Annotated in this window: 14 protein-coding genes; 9 read left to right on the plus strand and 5 right to left on the minus strand. The window is 41.3% G+C overall.

What is annotated here, in order from left to right:
- Together EHS13_RS08125 and EHS13_RS08130 are read left to right on the plus strand one after the other, a co-directional pair.
- On the plus strand, positions 1-1,254 hold the full coding sequence (locus EHS13_RS08125) for an MFS transporter (protein WP_155699847.1): 1,254 nt from the start codon (positions 1-3) through the stop codon (positions 1,252-1,254).
- A 135-nt stretch (positions 1,255-1,389) separates the two neighbouring features.
- Positions 1,390-2,064 (plus strand): DNA-binding response regulator, encoded by a 675-nt coding sequence (locus tag EHS13_RS08130; RefSeq protein WP_155699848.1) that lies wholly within the window; start codon positions 1,390-1,392, stop codon positions 2,062-2,064.
- A 525-nt stretch (positions 2,065-2,589) separates the two neighbouring features.
- On the opposite strand, the gene EHS13_RS08135 is transcribed toward EHS13_RS08130, so the two are convergent.
- Positions 2,590-5,610 carry an efflux RND transporter permease subunit gene (locus EHS13_RS08135; protein ID WP_155699849.1) on the minus strand — a complete coding sequence of 1,007 codons (3,021 nt, stop codon included), beginning with the start codon at positions 5,608-5,610 and terminating at the stop codon, positions 2,590-2,592.
- Between the two features lie 172 nt (positions 5,611-5,782).
- Positions 5,783-6,901 (minus strand): MGDG synthase family glycosyltransferase, encoded by a 1,119-nt coding sequence (locus tag EHS13_RS08140; protein ID WP_193571484.1) that lies wholly within the window; start codon positions 6,899-6,901, stop codon positions 5,783-5,785.
- Positions 6,902-7,185: 284 nt separating this feature from the next.
- Here EHS13_RS08140 and cyoE point away from each other — a divergent pair, with 284 nt between their 5' ends.
- Positions 7,186-8,121 carry a heme o synthase gene (gene cyoE, locus EHS13_RS08145; RefSeq protein ID WP_405083574.1) on the plus strand — a complete coding sequence of 312 codons (936 nt, stop codon included), beginning with the start codon at positions 7,186-7,188 and terminating at the stop codon, positions 8,119-8,121.
- Positions 8,118-8,741: an SCO family protein gene (locus EHS13_RS08150; protein WP_155699850.1), complete on the plus strand. Its 624-nt coding sequence runs from the start codon at positions 8,118-8,120 to the stop codon at positions 8,739-8,741. The genes cyoE and EHS13_RS08150 overlap by 4 nt, the downstream gene beginning before the upstream one ends.
- Before the next feature lie 91 nt (positions 8,742-8,832).
- Here the strand turns inward: EHS13_RS08150 and EHS13_RS08155 are convergent, their stop codons facing one another.
- Both EHS13_RS08155 and EHS13_RS37480 read right to left on the minus strand, forming a co-directional pair.
- Entirely contained in the window at positions 8,833-10,458 is a 1,626-nt protein-coding gene (locus EHS13_RS08155) for a CPBP family intramembrane glutamic endopeptidase (RefSeq protein WP_155699851.1), read from the minus strand.
- A gap of 278 nt (positions 10,459-10,736) precedes the next feature.
- Positions 10,737-10,952 (minus strand): transglutaminase domain-containing protein, encoded by a 216-nt coding sequence (locus tag EHS13_RS37480; RefSeq protein ID WP_405083575.1) that lies wholly within the window; start codon positions 10,950-10,952, stop codon positions 10,737-10,739.
- 103 nt (positions 10,953-11,055) lie between these two features.
- On the opposite strand from EHS13_RS37480, the gene EHS13_RS08165 reads away from it, so the two are divergent.
- Together EHS13_RS08165 and EHS13_RS08170 are read left to right on the plus strand one after the other, a co-directional pair.
- Positions 11,056-11,781 (plus strand): DsbA family protein, encoded by a 726-nt coding sequence (locus EHS13_RS08165; RefSeq protein ID WP_155699852.1) that lies wholly within the window; start codon positions 11,056-11,058, stop codon positions 11,779-11,781.
- Complete coding sequence (locus EHS13_RS08170; protein WP_155699853.1) at positions 11,771-12,235, plus strand: disulfide oxidoreductase; 465 nt, start codon at positions 11,771-11,773, stop codon at positions 12,233-12,235. The genes EHS13_RS08165 and EHS13_RS08170 overlap by 11 nt, the downstream gene beginning before the upstream one ends.
- Here the strand turns inward: EHS13_RS08170 and EHS13_RS08175 are convergent.
- A complete protein-coding gene (locus EHS13_RS08175) occupies positions 12,207-13,118 on the minus strand; it encodes a LysR family transcriptional regulator (protein ID WP_155699854.1) in 912 nt (303 codons plus the stop codon). The genes EHS13_RS08170 and EHS13_RS08175 overlap by 29 nt on opposite strands.
- A gap of 164 nt (positions 13,119-13,282) precedes the next feature.
- Here EHS13_RS08175 and EHS13_RS08180 point away from each other — a divergent pair, with 164 nt between their 5' ends.
- Genes EHS13_RS08180 through sdhB form a run of 3 tightly spaced genes read left to right on the plus strand, consistent with a single transcriptional unit; the run spans position 13,283 to position 16,517 of the window.
- Positions 13,283-13,987: a succinate dehydrogenase cytochrome b558 subunit gene (locus tag EHS13_RS08180; RefSeq protein ID WP_155699855.1), complete on the plus strand. Its 705-nt coding sequence runs from the start codon at positions 13,283-13,285 to the stop codon at positions 13,985-13,987.
- A 2-nt stretch (positions 13,988-13,989) separates the two neighbouring features.
- A complete protein-coding gene (gene sdhA, locus EHS13_RS08185; protein WP_155699856.1) occupies positions 13,990-15,750 on the plus strand; it encodes a succinate dehydrogenase flavoprotein subunit in 1,761 nt (586 codons plus the stop codon).
- Between the two features lie 2 nt (positions 15,751-15,752).
- Entirely contained in the window at positions 15,753-16,517 is a 765-nt protein-coding gene (sdhB, locus tag EHS13_RS08190) for a succinate dehydrogenase iron-sulfur subunit (RefSeq protein WP_155699857.1), read from the plus strand.
- The last annotated feature ends 17 nt before the right edge of the window (positions 16,518-16,534 follow it).

The raw sequence follows: 16,534 nt of genomic DNA on the forward strand, positions 1-16,534 counted from the left end.
ATGTTTACAGCATTCCGTCAGCAGGTCAGTAAATTTTCCAACAATCGCAGATATCTGTGGATTGCCACAGTTGAAGGCATTCCTGCAACGATTATGGGGACATTATTAGGCGGACCGTTCATGACGGGTTATTTATTATTTCTAGGGGCCAGCTCTGGGCAAATTGGATTTGTCTTTGCTATAACGACATTCGTTAATATCGTGCAAATTTGGATGGCTTATCAGATTCAGACCATTAAAAACCGTAAGCTAATTTATGTGATTTTTGCTTCCTTGCATCGAATTCTATGGGCATCTACAGGATTAATTCCCTTAGTTATGGCCAAAGAGTGGTGGGTACTGTCTTATATTATTCTTTTCACAGTGGCCTTTTTAGTCAACTCGGCAGCTGCAGTCGTCTGGTCAACCTTGATCAGTGATATGGTTTTGGGACCGATACGTGGACGATATTTTGGGATACGAAATACAATACTAAATGCAATTGGTAGTTTGACTTTATTTATAGGTGGACTAATTCTTGATAAATATGCAGGCTGGAGCGGCTTTGCCATTCTCTATGTCGTAATTGGTATCTGTACAGTCTTGAATATTATCGCATTCTTGGGCTATCCGAATCTACCCTTTGAGAAATCGACTGAATCTAAGTTTTTACTTATGCTTAAGAAGCCCTTGAAAGATGCCTCATTTATGAAAGCTGTGTATTTTATAGCAGGGTGGTTGTTGATTCAAACGATTACGGTTCCGTTTTTCTCCTATATCATGCTGAAAACCTTGAAAATTAGCTACCAGCAAGTATCTGCAATCACAGTGGTTCAAACAGTAATTATGATGATGAGTTTTTATGTTTGGGGTAATTTAAATGCACGATACAGCAACAAACGTTTGTTGTTCTGGACATTGCCTTTAGTCGCTTTATCCTGCTTAATGTGGGGAGGGCTCGCCTTTTTACCAACTTTGTTTGTTCTTTATGCGGCACATATCTTATTAGGTGTTGGGAGCGGAGGCTTTAACCAGCTTGCCTTCAATTATTTAATTGGCGATACGCCTAAATCAGAAAGATCGATGTTTATTGCGATGTACTCTGCCATCACCGGCTTTGCTACTTTTCTAGGACCACTACTGGGTGGATGGATTTATGGGCGGGTTGCTGGATATCCTGGCTGGGTAGAGGAGTATGGAATCGCCGTGTTTATTGGTGTGATTCTCATGTTCGGACTGTTAATAGGTCGTGTAGTATTAAGAGATGATAAGTAAGCTTAATTAAATAAGAGAAAAGTGTTATTCTATATTCAGGTTGCAAAGCATGCACCGTTTCATTCGGAGGTTACATCCCCGAGGAAGCGGTGCTTTTTTCTGTTCACAAGTTGATTCTTAAAGGGAGATTGGGACATGGATATGTTTGAAAAAGAGTATAGGAAGTGGATGGATGTACATGTTGCTAAACGAAAAGGGGAGCGTCGGAGGAAATTGGCGGAAGGAAGCAATCATGCAGAAAAAGAGATGCTGCGTCATATTTGGTGGGCAGCTTTTGGCAATTTCGAATTTCTGCATCCCGAGTATGAGATAACAGATTTCTTTCAGGGGCAGCGGTTTTTGGATTTCGTATATATTCGTGGACCCATTCGAATTGTTTTTGAAATCGACGGCTATGGTCCGCATTTAAGAGATATTTCACGTCGGCAGTTTTGTGACGAACGGGTTCGCCAAATGCACTTAACGAATGACAATTGGATTGTCATTCGAATCGGCTTCGATGATATTAAGGAGCGACCGCGGTTATGGATTGGATTACTCCAGCAAATGATGGGGCGTTTATTCGGTAATCCAGAGCAGCAATTAACTCAGGTGGATTATTTGGAAAGAGAAGTAATCCGCTTTGCAATTCGTGAGAATAGAGCGATTAAGCTGAGGGATTTAGAAAAACTATTTTCATTTCGTTATCGGGCAGCGAGAACGGTAATAGATAGGTTGGTTGCGAAACAATGGCTGATACCTGCTAGTGGTGGGAAAGAACGTGTTCACTCATGGGAAGTAAATGTAAACAATAAACAACTCCCGCTTTAGTTGAAGGATTAGTTGCTTTTAAAGCAACTAAATCTCTTGTTTTTGATTAAAAATTGATTTAGTTGCTTTTCGAGCAACTAAAAATGGAAAAAAGTAAAAATAAGGTGAAAGCAATAGATTAGTTGCTACAAAAGCAACTAATCACTAAATTTCCGCAATTACTGCTAATTAGTTGCTGCAAAAGCAACTAATTCACAAAGTTGGAGCTTCTGAGTAGCAGGGGAGGTGGATTAGATGGAGTAGGTAGATAATATGGAACTACTGAGTAGCAAGGGGAGGTGGAGTAGATGAAGTAAGTGGAGTAGATGGATCAAGTGGAGCAACTGGATCAGGTGGAGCAACTGGGTAAATGGGGAGATGGAGTAGTTGGAGTAGTTGGAGTAGCTGGAGCAACTGGCTAAATAGGGAGTTAGAGTAGTTAGAGTAACTGGAGTAGATGGAGTGAGCAGAGTAAGGTAAATCCAGTTAGTTTGTAGCCAAAAAAAACCGCCCAGCAATCGGGCGGTTTTCAGTACGTTAGCTAACTTATGCCTCTAATGTTTTACTAGCAGCAGGAGCTACTGTTGCATTCTTTCTTTGACGTCTAGCTTTTACAAAATGCAGCAATTCGTAGATTGTAGGCACCATGATCAAGGTGAATACGGTAGCGACGGATAATCCGCCGATAACGACTATTGCCAAGCCTTTGGAAACAATGCTGCCTTCTTCAGCTTTGGAAATTACTAGTGGCAGCATGGCACAAATCGTGGCCACGGCTGTCATAATAATCGGACGTGTCCGGGTAGCGGCAGCTTCCAATAAGGATTCGCGTATAGGCATCTTCTCTTCATTCTGCCTAACACGATCGATTAGTACAATTGCATTCGTTACGACAATTCCGATTAACATCAGGAAGCCGAAGATGGAAGTGACATCAAATGATGTACCTGTAATCATCATGGCAACTATTGCGCCTACAGCAGCGAAAGGAAGCGAGAATATGCTGGCAATCGGTGCGCGGAAGGTTTTGAAGGTGACGACCATGATTAGTAATACAATTCCAATTGAAATGATAATTGTCATAAACAAATCCATGAATTCACTGCTTTGTTGTGCTGCTGCGCCACCTTGAATCAATTCGACACCTGCTGGCAGCTTAAGGTCTTTGGTCTTGGCTTTAATGTCTTTATCAATTTCAGAAAGCTTAGTTGGATCAACTAGAGCGGATACCCGTAAAAATTGTTTTCCATCTTTATGAAGAATGGAATTGGTTTCGTTAGTTTCTTCAATTTTGGCAACGGATGTTAATGCTGCAGGCCCGTTGGCTGTCATGATTTGAATGTTGGATAAATCTGCACTTGTTGTGGGATTTATCAAAGCATCCAAAACTACAGGCGTTTCAGTACCATCAATTTTCATGGAACCAATTGGCGTTTGGTTAAGCAAAGAGCGAACGGACATTGCGATCTCCTGCGGATTTGCTTGTGCTGGATCTACTGTAATGCTATAGCCCGGTTTAGTTACATCTTGATTACTGGTAACCTTAGCAATTCCTGCTATGCTTTTGATTGCTGCAGTTACTTGTGCGGCTGCTTCAGTTAAGTCCTTAGCAGAATCACCGGTTAAATCCATAGTTATGGCTGACGAGCTTCCACCGCTAAATGAGTTAGCGCCCGTATCTAAAACTGCATTAGGATAATTTCCTTTTTGAGCATTGACGCGATCAATAAATTCTTGAGTCTTCGCGTCCTTTTTCATCATGATCTGAAAACTAGCCGTTGTTGGAGCCGTAACACTACCCCATTTAGCATTTTCCTCGGAATTACCTTGCTGTAGGATACTGTTCTTAACTTCAGGTTGGGCGATTATAAACTTTTCTAGTTCGATCGCTTTATCTCTAATAGTAGTAATAGGAGTTTCAGGCGGGTAAGATAAGCTGATCTCCATTTGACTTGCAGTTGAATCACTTACAGCACCTTTTGGCAAATTAAAGTAGATAATAAGGGATCCTAAGAAGAGCACAAACGATAGTCCTATGGAGATGATTTTGTGGTTTAAACTCCATGTCAGAACATTTACCAAACGTTTAGGTGACTTGTGTTCGCCTAGTTTAGCATTACGCAATAACCATGCGCTCATTAATGGAACCACTGTTAATGCTACGAATAGGGAAGATAGAAGTGAGTAAGTAACGGTAAGCGCGAATGGAAGCAAGAAAGCTTGCAAGGAGCCTTGAAGCAATCCAAGCGGCAGGAATACGGCAACTGTAGTTAAAGTTGAAGCTGTAATCGCACGAGCAACTTCACGTGTAGCATCTATGATTAATTCTTTGGAGAATTCCGCTTTTTGAGTTCTTCGGAAAATATTCTCGATTACGACGATACTATCATCGACTAATCGCCCAACAGCAACGGCGACACCACCAAGTGTCAGGATGTTTAAGGTTACGCCAGACTTGGAGAGAAGGAATAAAGTCAACCCTAGTGATAAAGGAATGGAAACAATCGTTATTAAAGTAGAACGAAGGTTTCTAAGGAACAATAGGATAACAATCGTTGCGAACAAAGCTCCGAGCAATACTTCACGCATCATGCTATTTACTGAAGTAACGACTATTTCAGCAGTAGAGTTAACTACCTCTGCTGTTGCATTTGGATATTTAGTTTCTACTTTAGCAGCAAGCTCGGCTACTTCATCACTGATTGCAACCGCATTTGAGCTTGCATCCTTAGTTACTACCAGCATCAATACGTCTTTACCATTCACTCGTGTCAATGTATCGTTATTGGAAGACAATTCAACCGTGGCAACATCCTTAAGCTTAACCCCAGGTGCTACAGTCAGATTGTTTAGTGTCTCAATATCATTTAAATTACCGATTACTTTAAGACCGCTTGTTTTACCATCGATGGATTTCTCACCAACGGAAACAGCTAGGTTCTGTCCTTGTAAAACACCCATTAAAGCTTGAACAGGTATTTTGGCATTGGCTAATTTGTCGGCGTCAGGATGAATGAATACCTTTGAAACCGTTTTTCCACCTAGTACTACACTAGCCAAGCCATTGATATTCTCGAAATCCGGTACAATTTTCTGTTCAGTAAGCTCCATATTCGCTTTGGTAATTCCATCTTTAAAGCTAAGTGACAGCATTGACAGTGGGATCATCGAAGTATTCAGGCGAATAACAAACGGCTTCGACATTCCAGCTGGGAGTACAATAGAACTGATCGCTTCCTGCACACCTGCTGCAGCATCTTTCATTTTTATGTCGGAATCAAAAGTCATATCAATCTTCATAAAGCCATCTGCAGAGGTTGAGAAAGTTTCTTTTCTACCAGTTACACTGGAAACTGCTTTTTCAATTGGTGCAGTTGCATTGTCTAACATAGATTTGGCATCATAGCCTTGTCCTACGACCGTAACGCTAATTTGTGGGAAATCTGCGGAAGGCAAGAACTCCATAGGTAATTTAAAATAACTGAAAATCCCTGACCCCATTATAAGTACCACCATAAAAATTACTGCTGCTTTATTGCCGAACGCCCATCTTGTAAACCATGTCATCTAATCCAAGCCCCTCTCACTTTTCCTAATTATTTATTCTTTTTCTAGTGTAACAAATACTAACATACCTCGGTAAACGCCTTAAGAATGGTTTTGTCCCCCGTCTAGAGGATGAGACGCATTTCCAATACTTTCATTATAAAGTCGGATTATGAACTGTATATGTACTGTTCTACAATTGAAGCAGTTTAATAATTGATTCTGAACAATATTGGGGATTATATTCAATATTCAATTGGTTATTGTAGCGTTTTTGCTGGATTGAACTGTATTCGTCACCCAACAAACGTCTGAACCAAGCTTCAATGGTGCGACTGGACTGAATAGTTTCTCCAAAGCCATGCTCGCTAAAATATTGACAGTTCTCTTCCTCCTGACCAGGAATGGGATTATAAAACAACATTGGAATTCCCTTAGCCATTGCTTCTGTACATGTCATCCCTCCAGGCTTAGTAATTAGCAGATCGGATATATCCATCAGTTTATCAATGTCCTTAGTAAAACCAACAAGATGAATATTAGGGTGCTGAAACCGTGGATCATTGGCTAATCGCTGCATAACTTTTTCATTATTGCCTGTACAGAAAATCAATTGAATTTGGTTACGCCATCTAGCAATATAGGCCATGATTTCCTCGTTGTCAATGAGCCCCCATCCACCACCCATGATAAGGACGGTAGGCATATTATGAAGACCTAGGCTATTTCGGGTTTCTTCCCGATTGGATAACCGCCAGAATTTAGGGTGGACAGGGATGCCTGTAACCTGAATGACTTCAGAGGTGACCCCGCGTTGAATTAGTTTGTTTTTGACTTCGGCGGTAGATACTAAGTAGGAATTAACCGCTGAATCAACCCAAGAGCCATGTGCATCATAATCTGTGATAACTGTGCATAATGGAGTGGACAAGCCAGCACGCTTTAAACGAGAAACAATCACAGTAGGAAATGGATGAGTGCTGATAATTAAATCCGGCTCCAGCTGTTTTATAATGTTAGCTGAGCTAGCATAGAAAATGCGGTGCAGCGCTAATGAGCTCAAGCGGCTCAATGACTTACTATTATAAGATTGATATAACATACCAATTAAGTTTGGGTTGTTAGTTACTGTTTTACGGTATGCGGAGAAAATCCAAGGTGCAATTGTGGGATGCTGGAATGCTCCTAATTCGAGGACTCGCGTTTTTACATTAGATGACAATTGCCGTAACCCCATGGATAAACCTTGTGCTGCTTGGGTATGGCCTGCACCAAACCCTTCTGATAATAGCAGGACTCTTTTTTTTCTCATCATCATAACCACCTTTAAACGCTAATGGAATCTATAACTTAGTATATCTATTCCAGTTAATTGCCGATAACGGCTTGAGAATGGTTTTATTACCCGTCTGGAGGATGAGGTTTTGGATAGTGCGAAAATCGACAATATTGCGAATTGTGCCTAGGCTTGTTGTAAAAATCAAGAGGGGTTGCTATTATAAAAAGGATAGGAACAGAGGATTTTAATACGTTCGTCCTTTTGGGTCAACGTGCGTTTATTTATGGGAGGCTAATTAAGTGGATAATCAATTGATCTTGGAAAATACAATAGACACAGCAGGTGGAGTTGAGGAAATGAATTCTATAGATAAAGCTGTTGTTATGGAACCAGTAACGTGGAGAGATTTCGTACAGCTGGCGAAGCCGGGCATTATTTTTTCTAATTTAATTACAGCCTTTGGCGGGTTTTGGGTAGCTTCCAGATGGGATATAGACTGGGCTTTATTGGTTTTTATGATCATTGGGACGATTCTTGTCATTGGTTCAGGTTGCGTGCTTAATAACTATTTGGATCGGGACATGGACACGAAAATGGCAAGAACGAAAAAGCGGGCATTGCCTACGGGTAAAATGGAGCCTAACGTCGTGCTTTGGTATGGAATTGTAATGGGCATTGTTGGTATGTCTGTCCTCTGGTTTCTGGTAACTCCATTATCAGCTTTACTTGGATTGCTGGGGTTGTTCGTCTACGTATGGATCTATACAGCATGGTTCAAAAGAACTTCGGTGTGGAGTACAGTAGTTGGTGCGATTTCTGGCGCAGTTCCGCCTATTATCGGATATTGTGCGGTTAATGAGCAGCTGGATGCAGGCGCTTGGATCTTATTCGCTATTCTTTTCCTCTGGCAGATGCCGCATTTCTGGGCATTAGGCATTCGTCGAATGGAAGAATATCGTGCTGCTGGCTTCCCTTTGTTGCCTGTAGTAAGAGGTTCTTTTGTAACTAAAATCAGTATGATGCGTTATGTCGTCTTACTTGTTCCAACTTCAGCACTGTTGTATTTATATGGTTATGTAGGCATGATTTATCTGGTTGCAGCTATTGTAATGGGTATCTATTGGGCATATTTATGCCTTAAGGGCTTTAGTGCTAAGGATGAAGAAGCTTGGGCTAAAAAAACATTTATTTTCTCGATTAACTATTTAACGATTTTGTTTCTAATTATTGTTATAGATACGGTTCACGTATGAAGAAGCAGCTCTCAGAGCACTGGTTTAAGCTAGCTACAGTAGGCTTGCTGATTGTTATTATTGCGGCAGTTGCCATCCAAATGAATGGGAAGGGCAAGCCTTCCAAGCTGCCGAAATATAAAGCAGCTGTTGATTTCCAAATGAGCGCATTGGATGGAGAGCAAGTTAGTTTGCAGACCACCAGTGGAAAAGCGCGCTTGATTTATTTCTTTTATACGAGCTGTCCGGATGTTTGTTACCCAACGACTCAGTATATGTCTAAGGTTCAGGATATTCTGGCGGAGCAAGGCGATTTCCCTTCTAAAGCAGCACTTATCTCGATCACCTTTGACCCTAAACGTGACACTGTAGAAAGATTGCAATCGTTTGCCTCGCAGTATCATCCAGATTTAACAGGCTGGAAGTTCTTACGTGGAGACGAGGCAGCTACTAAGGATTTAGCTCTTGCCTACCGAGCACAGGTAGTTAAAGATAATAAAGGGAACTTTGTTACTCACACGAATACAATTGCGCTAATCGATAAAAAAGGTATCGTTCGCAAGTACTACAATGCCAGTGACCTTGAATTGACCCCAAAAATAATTGCAGCTGAAATGACACAGCTTATTAATGAAAAGTAATAGAAGCAATACTCATATAAAAAACCGTACCAGCTCGGATTATTCCGAAAGGGTACGGTTTTTATTTGTGTGAAATTTACGATGAGCTTGGTCAAGGGATAGCAGCCTCGGATGGAACACTTCGCCGTTTTAGAAATCTTATGCTGTAGGCTAGAAGTGCAGGCAGTGCAATATAGAAAATACCGATCAGGATGTAACTGGAATCCTCTGCTGAATACAGTAGTGAAAGTCCCATAAGTAAGCTATCCATAATGGCATGGGTGAAGATCGCGGTAATGAGTCCGTAACGCAAGAACGTATAACTGAAGATAAAGCCAAGCACCGTCACTTCAATCAAACGTGTATAGCTGGGGTAAAGGGAGTAGGAAGTATGGCCAAGCGCCCATATGACACTTGGAATAAGGATAGCTAGAAACCTAAATCTTACTAACTTTTGGAAAAGGATGATCCCGAAAAATCGGAAAATTATTTCCTCGGAAATAGCCGCCATCCATGCAAGCAAAGGGAAAAGTGCTGGCCAAAGCATATTGTACTCTGATTGGCCCGGGTCGTTAATCGCGAATGCATGAAAGCTTTTGCCCGCAATCAAAAACAAAAGCTGCTGCACGCCTATGATAAAGATACAGATCAAATATCCGCGTCCCATCCCATAGAACACATCTGTTCCGAAACGGGCTTCTTTCCAGCGCGGCCAAGGATTCCAGCCTTGCTGCTGCCACATTTGCACACCAGTAACTAATGAGAAATATACGGCAGCAGCCAATAGGATGTTGACTCCAATAGTAAAGATGAGATAAATGATCAAATATACCTGAGCGTTGGTTTCTCCAAGCTTCATGCCTGCTGAGGGTAAAGTATTAAAAGTACCGACAACACTGATAATTAAGAATATGATGGTTAACAACCATCCTCTGCTGAATGAAATCAGCTTTCTACGCACTATAGATAGAACTAAAGCGGTTATCGCAAATATCAGCATGCAGAGCAGACTGACTAAAGACATGATTTGACCGTATCTTTCTTGATTACTGATCCAACTGGAATCTTGTTCAGGAATTGTGAAGCTAATGTGGAAGGCGCTGATATCATTCGCATAGACCCTCACACTCAGCTTCTGCTTGGCATCGCCGATATCTGCCTTTAATTGCTCGAATACCAATAAATATTCTTTATCATTAATAACTGCTGGATTTGGTTCGTAGCTAGAAAGATTGTAGCCTTCTTGCTTAAGAAAACCTTCAGCAGTTTTACGAGCTTTGGATTCGGAGGTTGAGTCAGCCTTTTCATCAACCGCCAAAACCGGAACCTCCCCCGTTTGCCAACCAAACACACGCGGCTGATCCATTTGTACATCTACTATGTATCTGGTTGAAGATAATTCGTCCCATATCTGAACCTGCCAGTAATCTAAGGGGATCAGCTTGTTGTATTTAATTTTATAAGACTTGGTAAGATTATTTTTTTGCAGATAGGCACTTAGAGCCTTACTGGACTCATAGGTAATGCTAGAATCAGTAACAATTAGAGCTGAATATTTGTTATTCAGAAATTGAGTGGCCGCTGCTATAGCTTGAGCTTTAGAAACCAATGGTTTTGCAAGCTCGGGCTGCATGCTGTCATCCTTCTCATAGGCAGCTAATTGAGCGGAACCGAAGAAAAGAATGAAGCCTATTACCGCCAAAAGGAATAGTTTTGCATTAAATCTATGGGGAATCATCAGGGTTATCCTCTCTGCTGGTAATAGTTTATTTGTATGTTAATTTGTTCAGATAATACATCCCAATATTAAACTATTTGAGAGTAGGGATAAATAGATAACAATCCTCGGTTCTAGCGGTAACTTTCTTCACCTGTCTGTTTATGATTAACAGAAAATACTTCTTCAGAAGGGTTAAAATATATATCCGTAGGATTTGGAACAAAAATGTTGCTTTCGTCTAGATAACCTGCATCCCAAGTAGTGTCCTGAATAATCCACCTTTCATCGACCCATGTTTAAATCCAATTATGATTTGTTTCAGTCACATTTGCAAAGGATTCACCTTTTGCAAGTGAGATTCCAGTACCACCAATTATCTTTGTTCGTATGCCTACAGCACGATTCAAGGCAGCTGTGAGTTTTGCGTACCCATTGCAGATGGCTTTTCTGTTTCTCAAAGTCTCTAATGCTGAATAATGGTGTACGGAGTAAAATATGTAATATTTACTAATCTTAACATAAAACGAACCCTATTGGGGGAGTGTCGCAACATATGCGATTGTGTTAAAATGTGAATATACATTTAATAAATTAGAGTTAAAGGGGAGTTAATAAGTGGAAAAGACAGTAAGTGCGCATAAAGACAAAAGAAAGAATGAAAGATTAGCTGAAGTTGCGAGAAAAAAGAAAATGCGGTCTATCATGCTTATCGTAGTTGCTATTATTGCTGTAGCTGTAATCGTTCTTGCTATCATTCAAGCGAATCAACCTAAGAAAGGCTTTCCATTCGATTATGAGAGCCAGCCAACTATTGGACAAGCTAATGCTCCACTTAAATTGGTTGAGTTTGGTGATTTTAAATGCCCAATTTGCAAAGATTTCTCAACTAAAGTTTATCCGCAGCTTAAAAAGGATTTTATCGATACAGGCAAGGCGCAGATGTCATTTATCGACTTTCAAATTATACCGGGATCTATGCCAGCAGCGATTGCAGCTAAATCCATTTTCCATCAAAATAAAGATGCTTTTTGGACCTACTATGATGCGCTTTATGAGGCACAGCAAGATGAACATACAGATTGGGCAACATCAGAGTTTCTAACTAATTTGGCAAAGACGAAGAACATTCCTGTCGATTATGATTTGCTCAAAAAAGATATTGACGATAATGTTTACTTGAAGGAAGTCCAAGAAGAATATAGAACGGCACAAAAAACAAAAATTGGCGGTACGCCAGCGTTGTTTATGAATGGATTTGAAATTCCGCTTAACACAGTTATGAATTACGAGCAATTGAAAGTAATCCTCGACAAGGAGCTTCTAAAACTCAATGCAGAATAGTGGATTAAAGCCATTCATTCAACGGTATAGCGTTCTGCTAGCATGGATCGTGGCATTAGTAGCCATGTTAGGCAGCTTATATTTTAGTGAGATTAAGGATTTTGAGCCTTGCAAGCTATGCTGGATTCAACGGATTTGTATGTATCCATTAGCACTTCTTCTGGGAATAGCCAGCTATCGCAACGAAAGATGGATCATACCTTATGCACTGCCTTTGAGCATTATTGGGGGACTTTTTTCGCTGTACCATTATTTGGAGGAAAGAGTGCCCTATTTAGCAAAAGTGCTGCCTTGTCGAATAGGGATCCCTTGTAATATTCCTTATTTCGAATGGTGGGGATTTATTACGATTCCTTTGATGGCTTTAGTTGCTTTTGTGCTGATCACAATTATTTTATGGATAGGTAAATCACATGAAGATTATACTACTTCTGCTGAAGAAGAAGAGATTTAGGAAAGAATTGCCGTGTTTTGGTGATGAACGCTTGAATGGTTGTATTGGTTGTAGATTCCTCCACATAAATTAATGAGGTTGTGCGTTTGGTCATCTCTAATTCCGTTACATTTCGCATATTAAGGTCATTGTTCTCAAGTAAGCTGTGTCGCAGATAGGACATGGGAAGCAAGGTGGCTACTTTAGTAGTAGAAACCAAGCGAAGAATGGCTTCAAAAGAGTCGATTTCCATCTTCACATTGGGGAAAACGGCATGCCGTTGAAATAATTCATCCATTAGAATGCGGTACCAAGTGCCCTTAGAGAATAGAATCATCGGTAAATCATGAATATCATGTAAATTTATTGTAGGACGATCCATATATGGATGACCATTGGGTAATACTAAACATAGATGATCATCGAATAATGGCACGCAGTTCAATTCAGGGTGGTCGATATAGGAAGCAATTAAGCCGATATCGACTTTTTTATCCTTAACCAAGGTGACGATTTCGTGGGTTTTACCGGTTAATGCTTTGATATCCGTATGAGGGTACTCTGCCGTGTAAAAAGTAATTAAGTCGGGTAAAGTCGATTGCAGCGTCGTCAAGCTTGCACCAATTGTAATGCTGCTTGGTATGTCATCGGATTTAAAAATATTGATTTTCTGCTGCATATCACGAGCTATTGAGCGAATTTGCAGCGCATACTCATAACAGGTATGACCGATCAAGGTAAGCTCCAAGCGTTTGCCTTTTCGTTCAAAAAGCTTAACTCCGAGCTCATCTTCCAAAGCCATAATCTTTCTGGAAAGTGCTGGCTGTGATAAATTTAACTGTCGGGATGCGCGATTTAAGCTCTGCTGTTCCACTACTAAAGCAAAAACAATTAAATTATCCATTCTGATTCCCCCTTATGCATAAAACGCATATATACATATGATATAATAGCACTATCATTATAAGCAATAAAGCGCTAAAATAAATAACGTCAATTCATGTTATATTATGACTGCGGTTTGTGGAAAATATAACAAACTATACTTCAAAGGGGGACCTTTTAACGATGACCGGAAATTCGTTTTATTTTCGCAAGATTCATTCTTTGCTTGGTGTTATTCCAGTTGGTTTCTTTCTAATTGAGCACCTTCTTACTAACTATTCAGCTTTCCAAGGCGGAAAAGAAGGATTTAATGATTCCATTGATTTCCTTAATGGATTGCCGCTTGTATTGCTATTAGAAATAGTAGGTGTATGGCTGCCGCTTCTTTACCATGGTGTGTATGGTTTATATATTGCCTACACCGCTCGCAATAATGTGAGCCAATACGGATATTTCCGCAACATTATGTTTATGATGCAACGTACCACTGGGGTTATCACCCTTATCTTCGTAGCTTGGCACTTTTTTGGTACACGCGTGCAAGTGGCCGTTGGAAATGTGGAGCACTCCGAATTAGGGGGGACCATGCATGATATCCTCACTAACCCGTATTATTTTGCCTTTTATGTAGTTGGGGTTGTCGCAGCTACCTTTCATTTTAGCAATGGGATGTGGTCGTTCTTGGTTAGCTGGGGAATTACAGTTGGACCTAGAGCACAACGAATCTCGACTTTTGTATGGATAGGCGTTTTCTTGCTTATGACAACTATGTTTATTCTTACATTGACGGCTTTTGTAGATCCTGAATTCGCAAGCTTGTCTTCCATTACACCTAGTAACGCTTACGATGTTGGCTTGCTAGAGCAAGTCCTTAGGAGTGTGAACTAATCATGGCAAATTCAAAAGTAATCGTAGTTGGTGGTGGCTTAGCTGGACTAATGGCTGTAATTAAAGCCGCTGAAGCTGGTGTAGCCGTAGACTTATTCTCATTGGTACCGGTTAAACGTTCCCACTCCGTATGTGCGCAAGGCGGGATTAATGGAGCTGTGAATACTAAGGGTGAAGGCGATTCTCCTTGGGAGCATTTTGACGATACCGTATATGGCGGAGATTTCCTTGGAAATCAGCCTCCAATTAAAGCCATGTGTGAAGCAGCACCTGGGATCATTCATTTAATGGACCGTATGGGCGTTATGTTCAGTCGGACTTCCGAGGGCTTGCTTGATTTCCGGCGTTTTGGCGGTACCCAATATCATCGTACGGCTTTTGCTGGCGCTACTACAGGTCAACAATTACTATATGCTCTAGACGAGCAAGTTCGTCGTTGGGAAACAGCTGGATTAGTTACCAAGTACGAGCATTGGGAATTTACTTCGGCGATAATTGATGATGAAGGCATTTGTCGGGGAATTACGGCACAGGACTTGCGCAGTATGGAAATGCATACGTTTGTTGGCGATGCAGTCATTCTAGCTACAGGTGGTCCTGGGATTATTTTTGGTAAAACGACTAACTCTGTTATTAATACTGGAACAGCAGCTAGTGCTGTTTATCAACAAGGTGTACATTATGCTAATGGTGAATTTATTCAGATCCATCCAACTGCAATACCAGGGGACGACAAGCTGCGTTTAATGTCAGAATCTGCGCGTGGTGAAGGCGGACGAATTTGGACCTATAAAGATGGCAAGCCTTGGTACTTCCTTGAGGAAAAATATCCAGCTTACGGAAATCTGGTGCCGCGTGATATCGCGACTCGTGAGATTTTCAATGTTTGTGTCGAAGAAAAGCTTGGCGTGAATGGCGAGAACATGGTCTACTTGGATTTATCTCATAAGGATCCGAAGGAGCTTGATGTTAAGCTTGGCGGCATCATTGAAATTTATGAGAAGTTCATGGGTGATGATCCTCGTAAAATTCCGATGAAGATTTTCCCGGCGGTACATTATTCAATGGGCGGTTTATGGGTCGATTACAACCAAATGACTAACGTTCCTGGCTTATTTGCAGCCGGCGAATGCGATTATCAATATCATGGTGCGAACCGTTTAGGTGCTAACTCATTGCTTTCTTCGATTTTTGGTGGAATGGTTGCCGGGCCTAAAGCGATTGAATATATTAAAGGACTTAAAAAACATGCTGCAGACGTTGCGCCTGAGATTTTTGAGCGTGAGAATAAGAAGCAGACGGATAAGTACGAAGGCTTGTTGAAGATGGACGGTACAGAGAATGCTTACGTAATTCACAAAGAGCTTGGCGAGTGGATGACTAACAACATGACCGTGGTGCGCCATAATAAAAAGCTGCAAGAAACCGATGATAAAATTCAAGAGCTGCTAGCTCGTTATAAGAATATCAATATGACGGATACCGCTCGTTGGAATAACCAAGGTGTTGCGTTCACTCGTCAGCTTCATAACATGCTTGAGCTAGCTCGAGCGATGACAATTGGCGCTTTACAGCGTGATGAAAGCCGCGGCGCGCATTACAAGCCAGAGTTTCCTGAGCGCGATGATGATCGTTTTATGAAAACTACGCTTGCTAAGTATACGCCTGAGAAACCAGTGATCACATATGAGGAAATCGATGTTTCCTTGATCAAGCCGCGTAAGCGTGATTACTCCACCGATAAGAAAAAAGGAGGTGCATGATCATGGCTGAGACTACAACAGCGAGCAAAACAGTTAAGCTGATCGTTACTCGTCAGGACGACCAGACTTCAAAATCGTATACGGAGGAATTTGAAATTCCTTACCGCGCGAATATGAACGTGATTAGTGCTTTTATGGAGATTCAACGTAACCCGAAGAATTCCAAGGGTGAGAAAACGACTCCGGTATGTTGGGAATCCAACTGTCTAGAGGAAGTTTGCGGAGCATGCTCCATGGTGATTAACGGCAAGCCGCGTCAAGCTTGTACTGCGCTTGTGGATAAGCTAGAGCAGCCGATACGGATCGCGCCGATGTCTACATTCCCGATCGTTCGTGATTTAGTTATCGACCGTGGACGGATGTTCACTGCTTTGAAAAAAGTTAAAGCATGGATTCCAATTGACGGTACGTATGATCTTGGTCCAGGACCACGTTTGGCTGAATCCAAGCGCCAATGGGCGTATGAGCTTTCCAAATGTATGACCTGCGGTGTTTGCTTAGAGGCTTGCCCGAATGTGAATGACAAGACGAGCTTTATTGGTCCTGCAGCGATCTCGCAGGTTCGCTTGTTCAATGTCCATCCTACCGGTGAAATGAACAAGGAAGAGCGTTTGGACGCGCTTATGGAAGAAGGCGGCATTGAGGGCTGTGGTAATTCACAGAACTGTGTACGTTCTTGCCCGAAGGGAATTCCGTTAACGACTTCAATCGCAGCAATGAATGCTGATACAACCAAGCATATGTTTAAAAAGTGGTTGGGGTTGTAGTAATCATTTCGAATGGA

It is taken from the genome of Paenibacillus psychroresistens (assembly GCF_009728935.1).
GTDB classification, from domain to species: domain Bacteria; phylum Bacillota; class Bacilli; order Paenibacillales; family NBRC-103111; genus Paenibacillus_AC; species Paenibacillus_AC psychroresistens.

Excerpts from the sequence above, each read along its gene's own strand:
- sdhA (WP_155699856.1), top strand. The coding sequence starts at position 13,990 with ATGGCAAATTCAAAAGTAATCGTAGTTGGTGGTGGCTTAGCTGGACTA.
- EHS13_RS08170 (WP_155699853.1), top strand. The coding sequence starts at position 11,771 with ATGCAGAATAGTGGATTAAAGCCATTCATTCAACGGTATAGCGTTCTG.
- EHS13_RS08130 (WP_155699848.1), top strand. The coding sequence starts at position 1,390 with ATGGATATGTTTGAAAAAGAGTATAGGAAGTGGATGGATGTACATGTT.
- EHS13_RS08155 (WP_155699851.1), bottom strand. The coding sequence starts at position 10,458 with ATGATTCCCCATAGATTTAATGCAAAACTATTCCTTTTGGCGGTAATA.
- EHS13_RS08150 (WP_155699850.1), top strand. The coding sequence starts at position 8,118 with ATGAAGAAGCAGCTCTCAGAGCACTGGTTTAAGCTAGCTACAGTAGGC.
- EHS13_RS08175 (WP_155699854.1), bottom strand. The coding sequence starts at position 13,118 with ATGGATAATTTAATTGTTTTTGCTTTAGTAGTGGAACAGCAGAGCTTA.
- EHS13_RS08125 (WP_155699847.1), top strand. The coding sequence starts at position 1 with ATGTTTACAGCATTCCGTCAGCAGGTCAGTAAATTTTCCAACAATCGC.
- EHS13_RS08140 (WP_193571484.1), bottom strand. The coding sequence starts at position 6,901 with ATGAGAAAAAAAAGAGTCCTGCTATTATCAGAAGGGTTTGGTGCAGGC.
- sdhB (WP_155699857.1), top strand. The coding sequence starts at position 15,753 with ATGGCTGAGACTACAACAGCGAGCAAAACAGTTAAGCTGATCGTTACT.
- EHS13_RS08135 (WP_155699849.1), bottom strand. The coding sequence starts at position 5,610 with ATGACATGGTTTACAAGATGGGCGTTCGGCAATAAAGCAGCAGTAATT.
- EHS13_RS08180 (WP_155699855.1), top strand. The coding sequence starts at position 13,283 with ATGACCGGAAATTCGTTTTATTTTCGCAAGATTCATTCTTTGCTTGGT.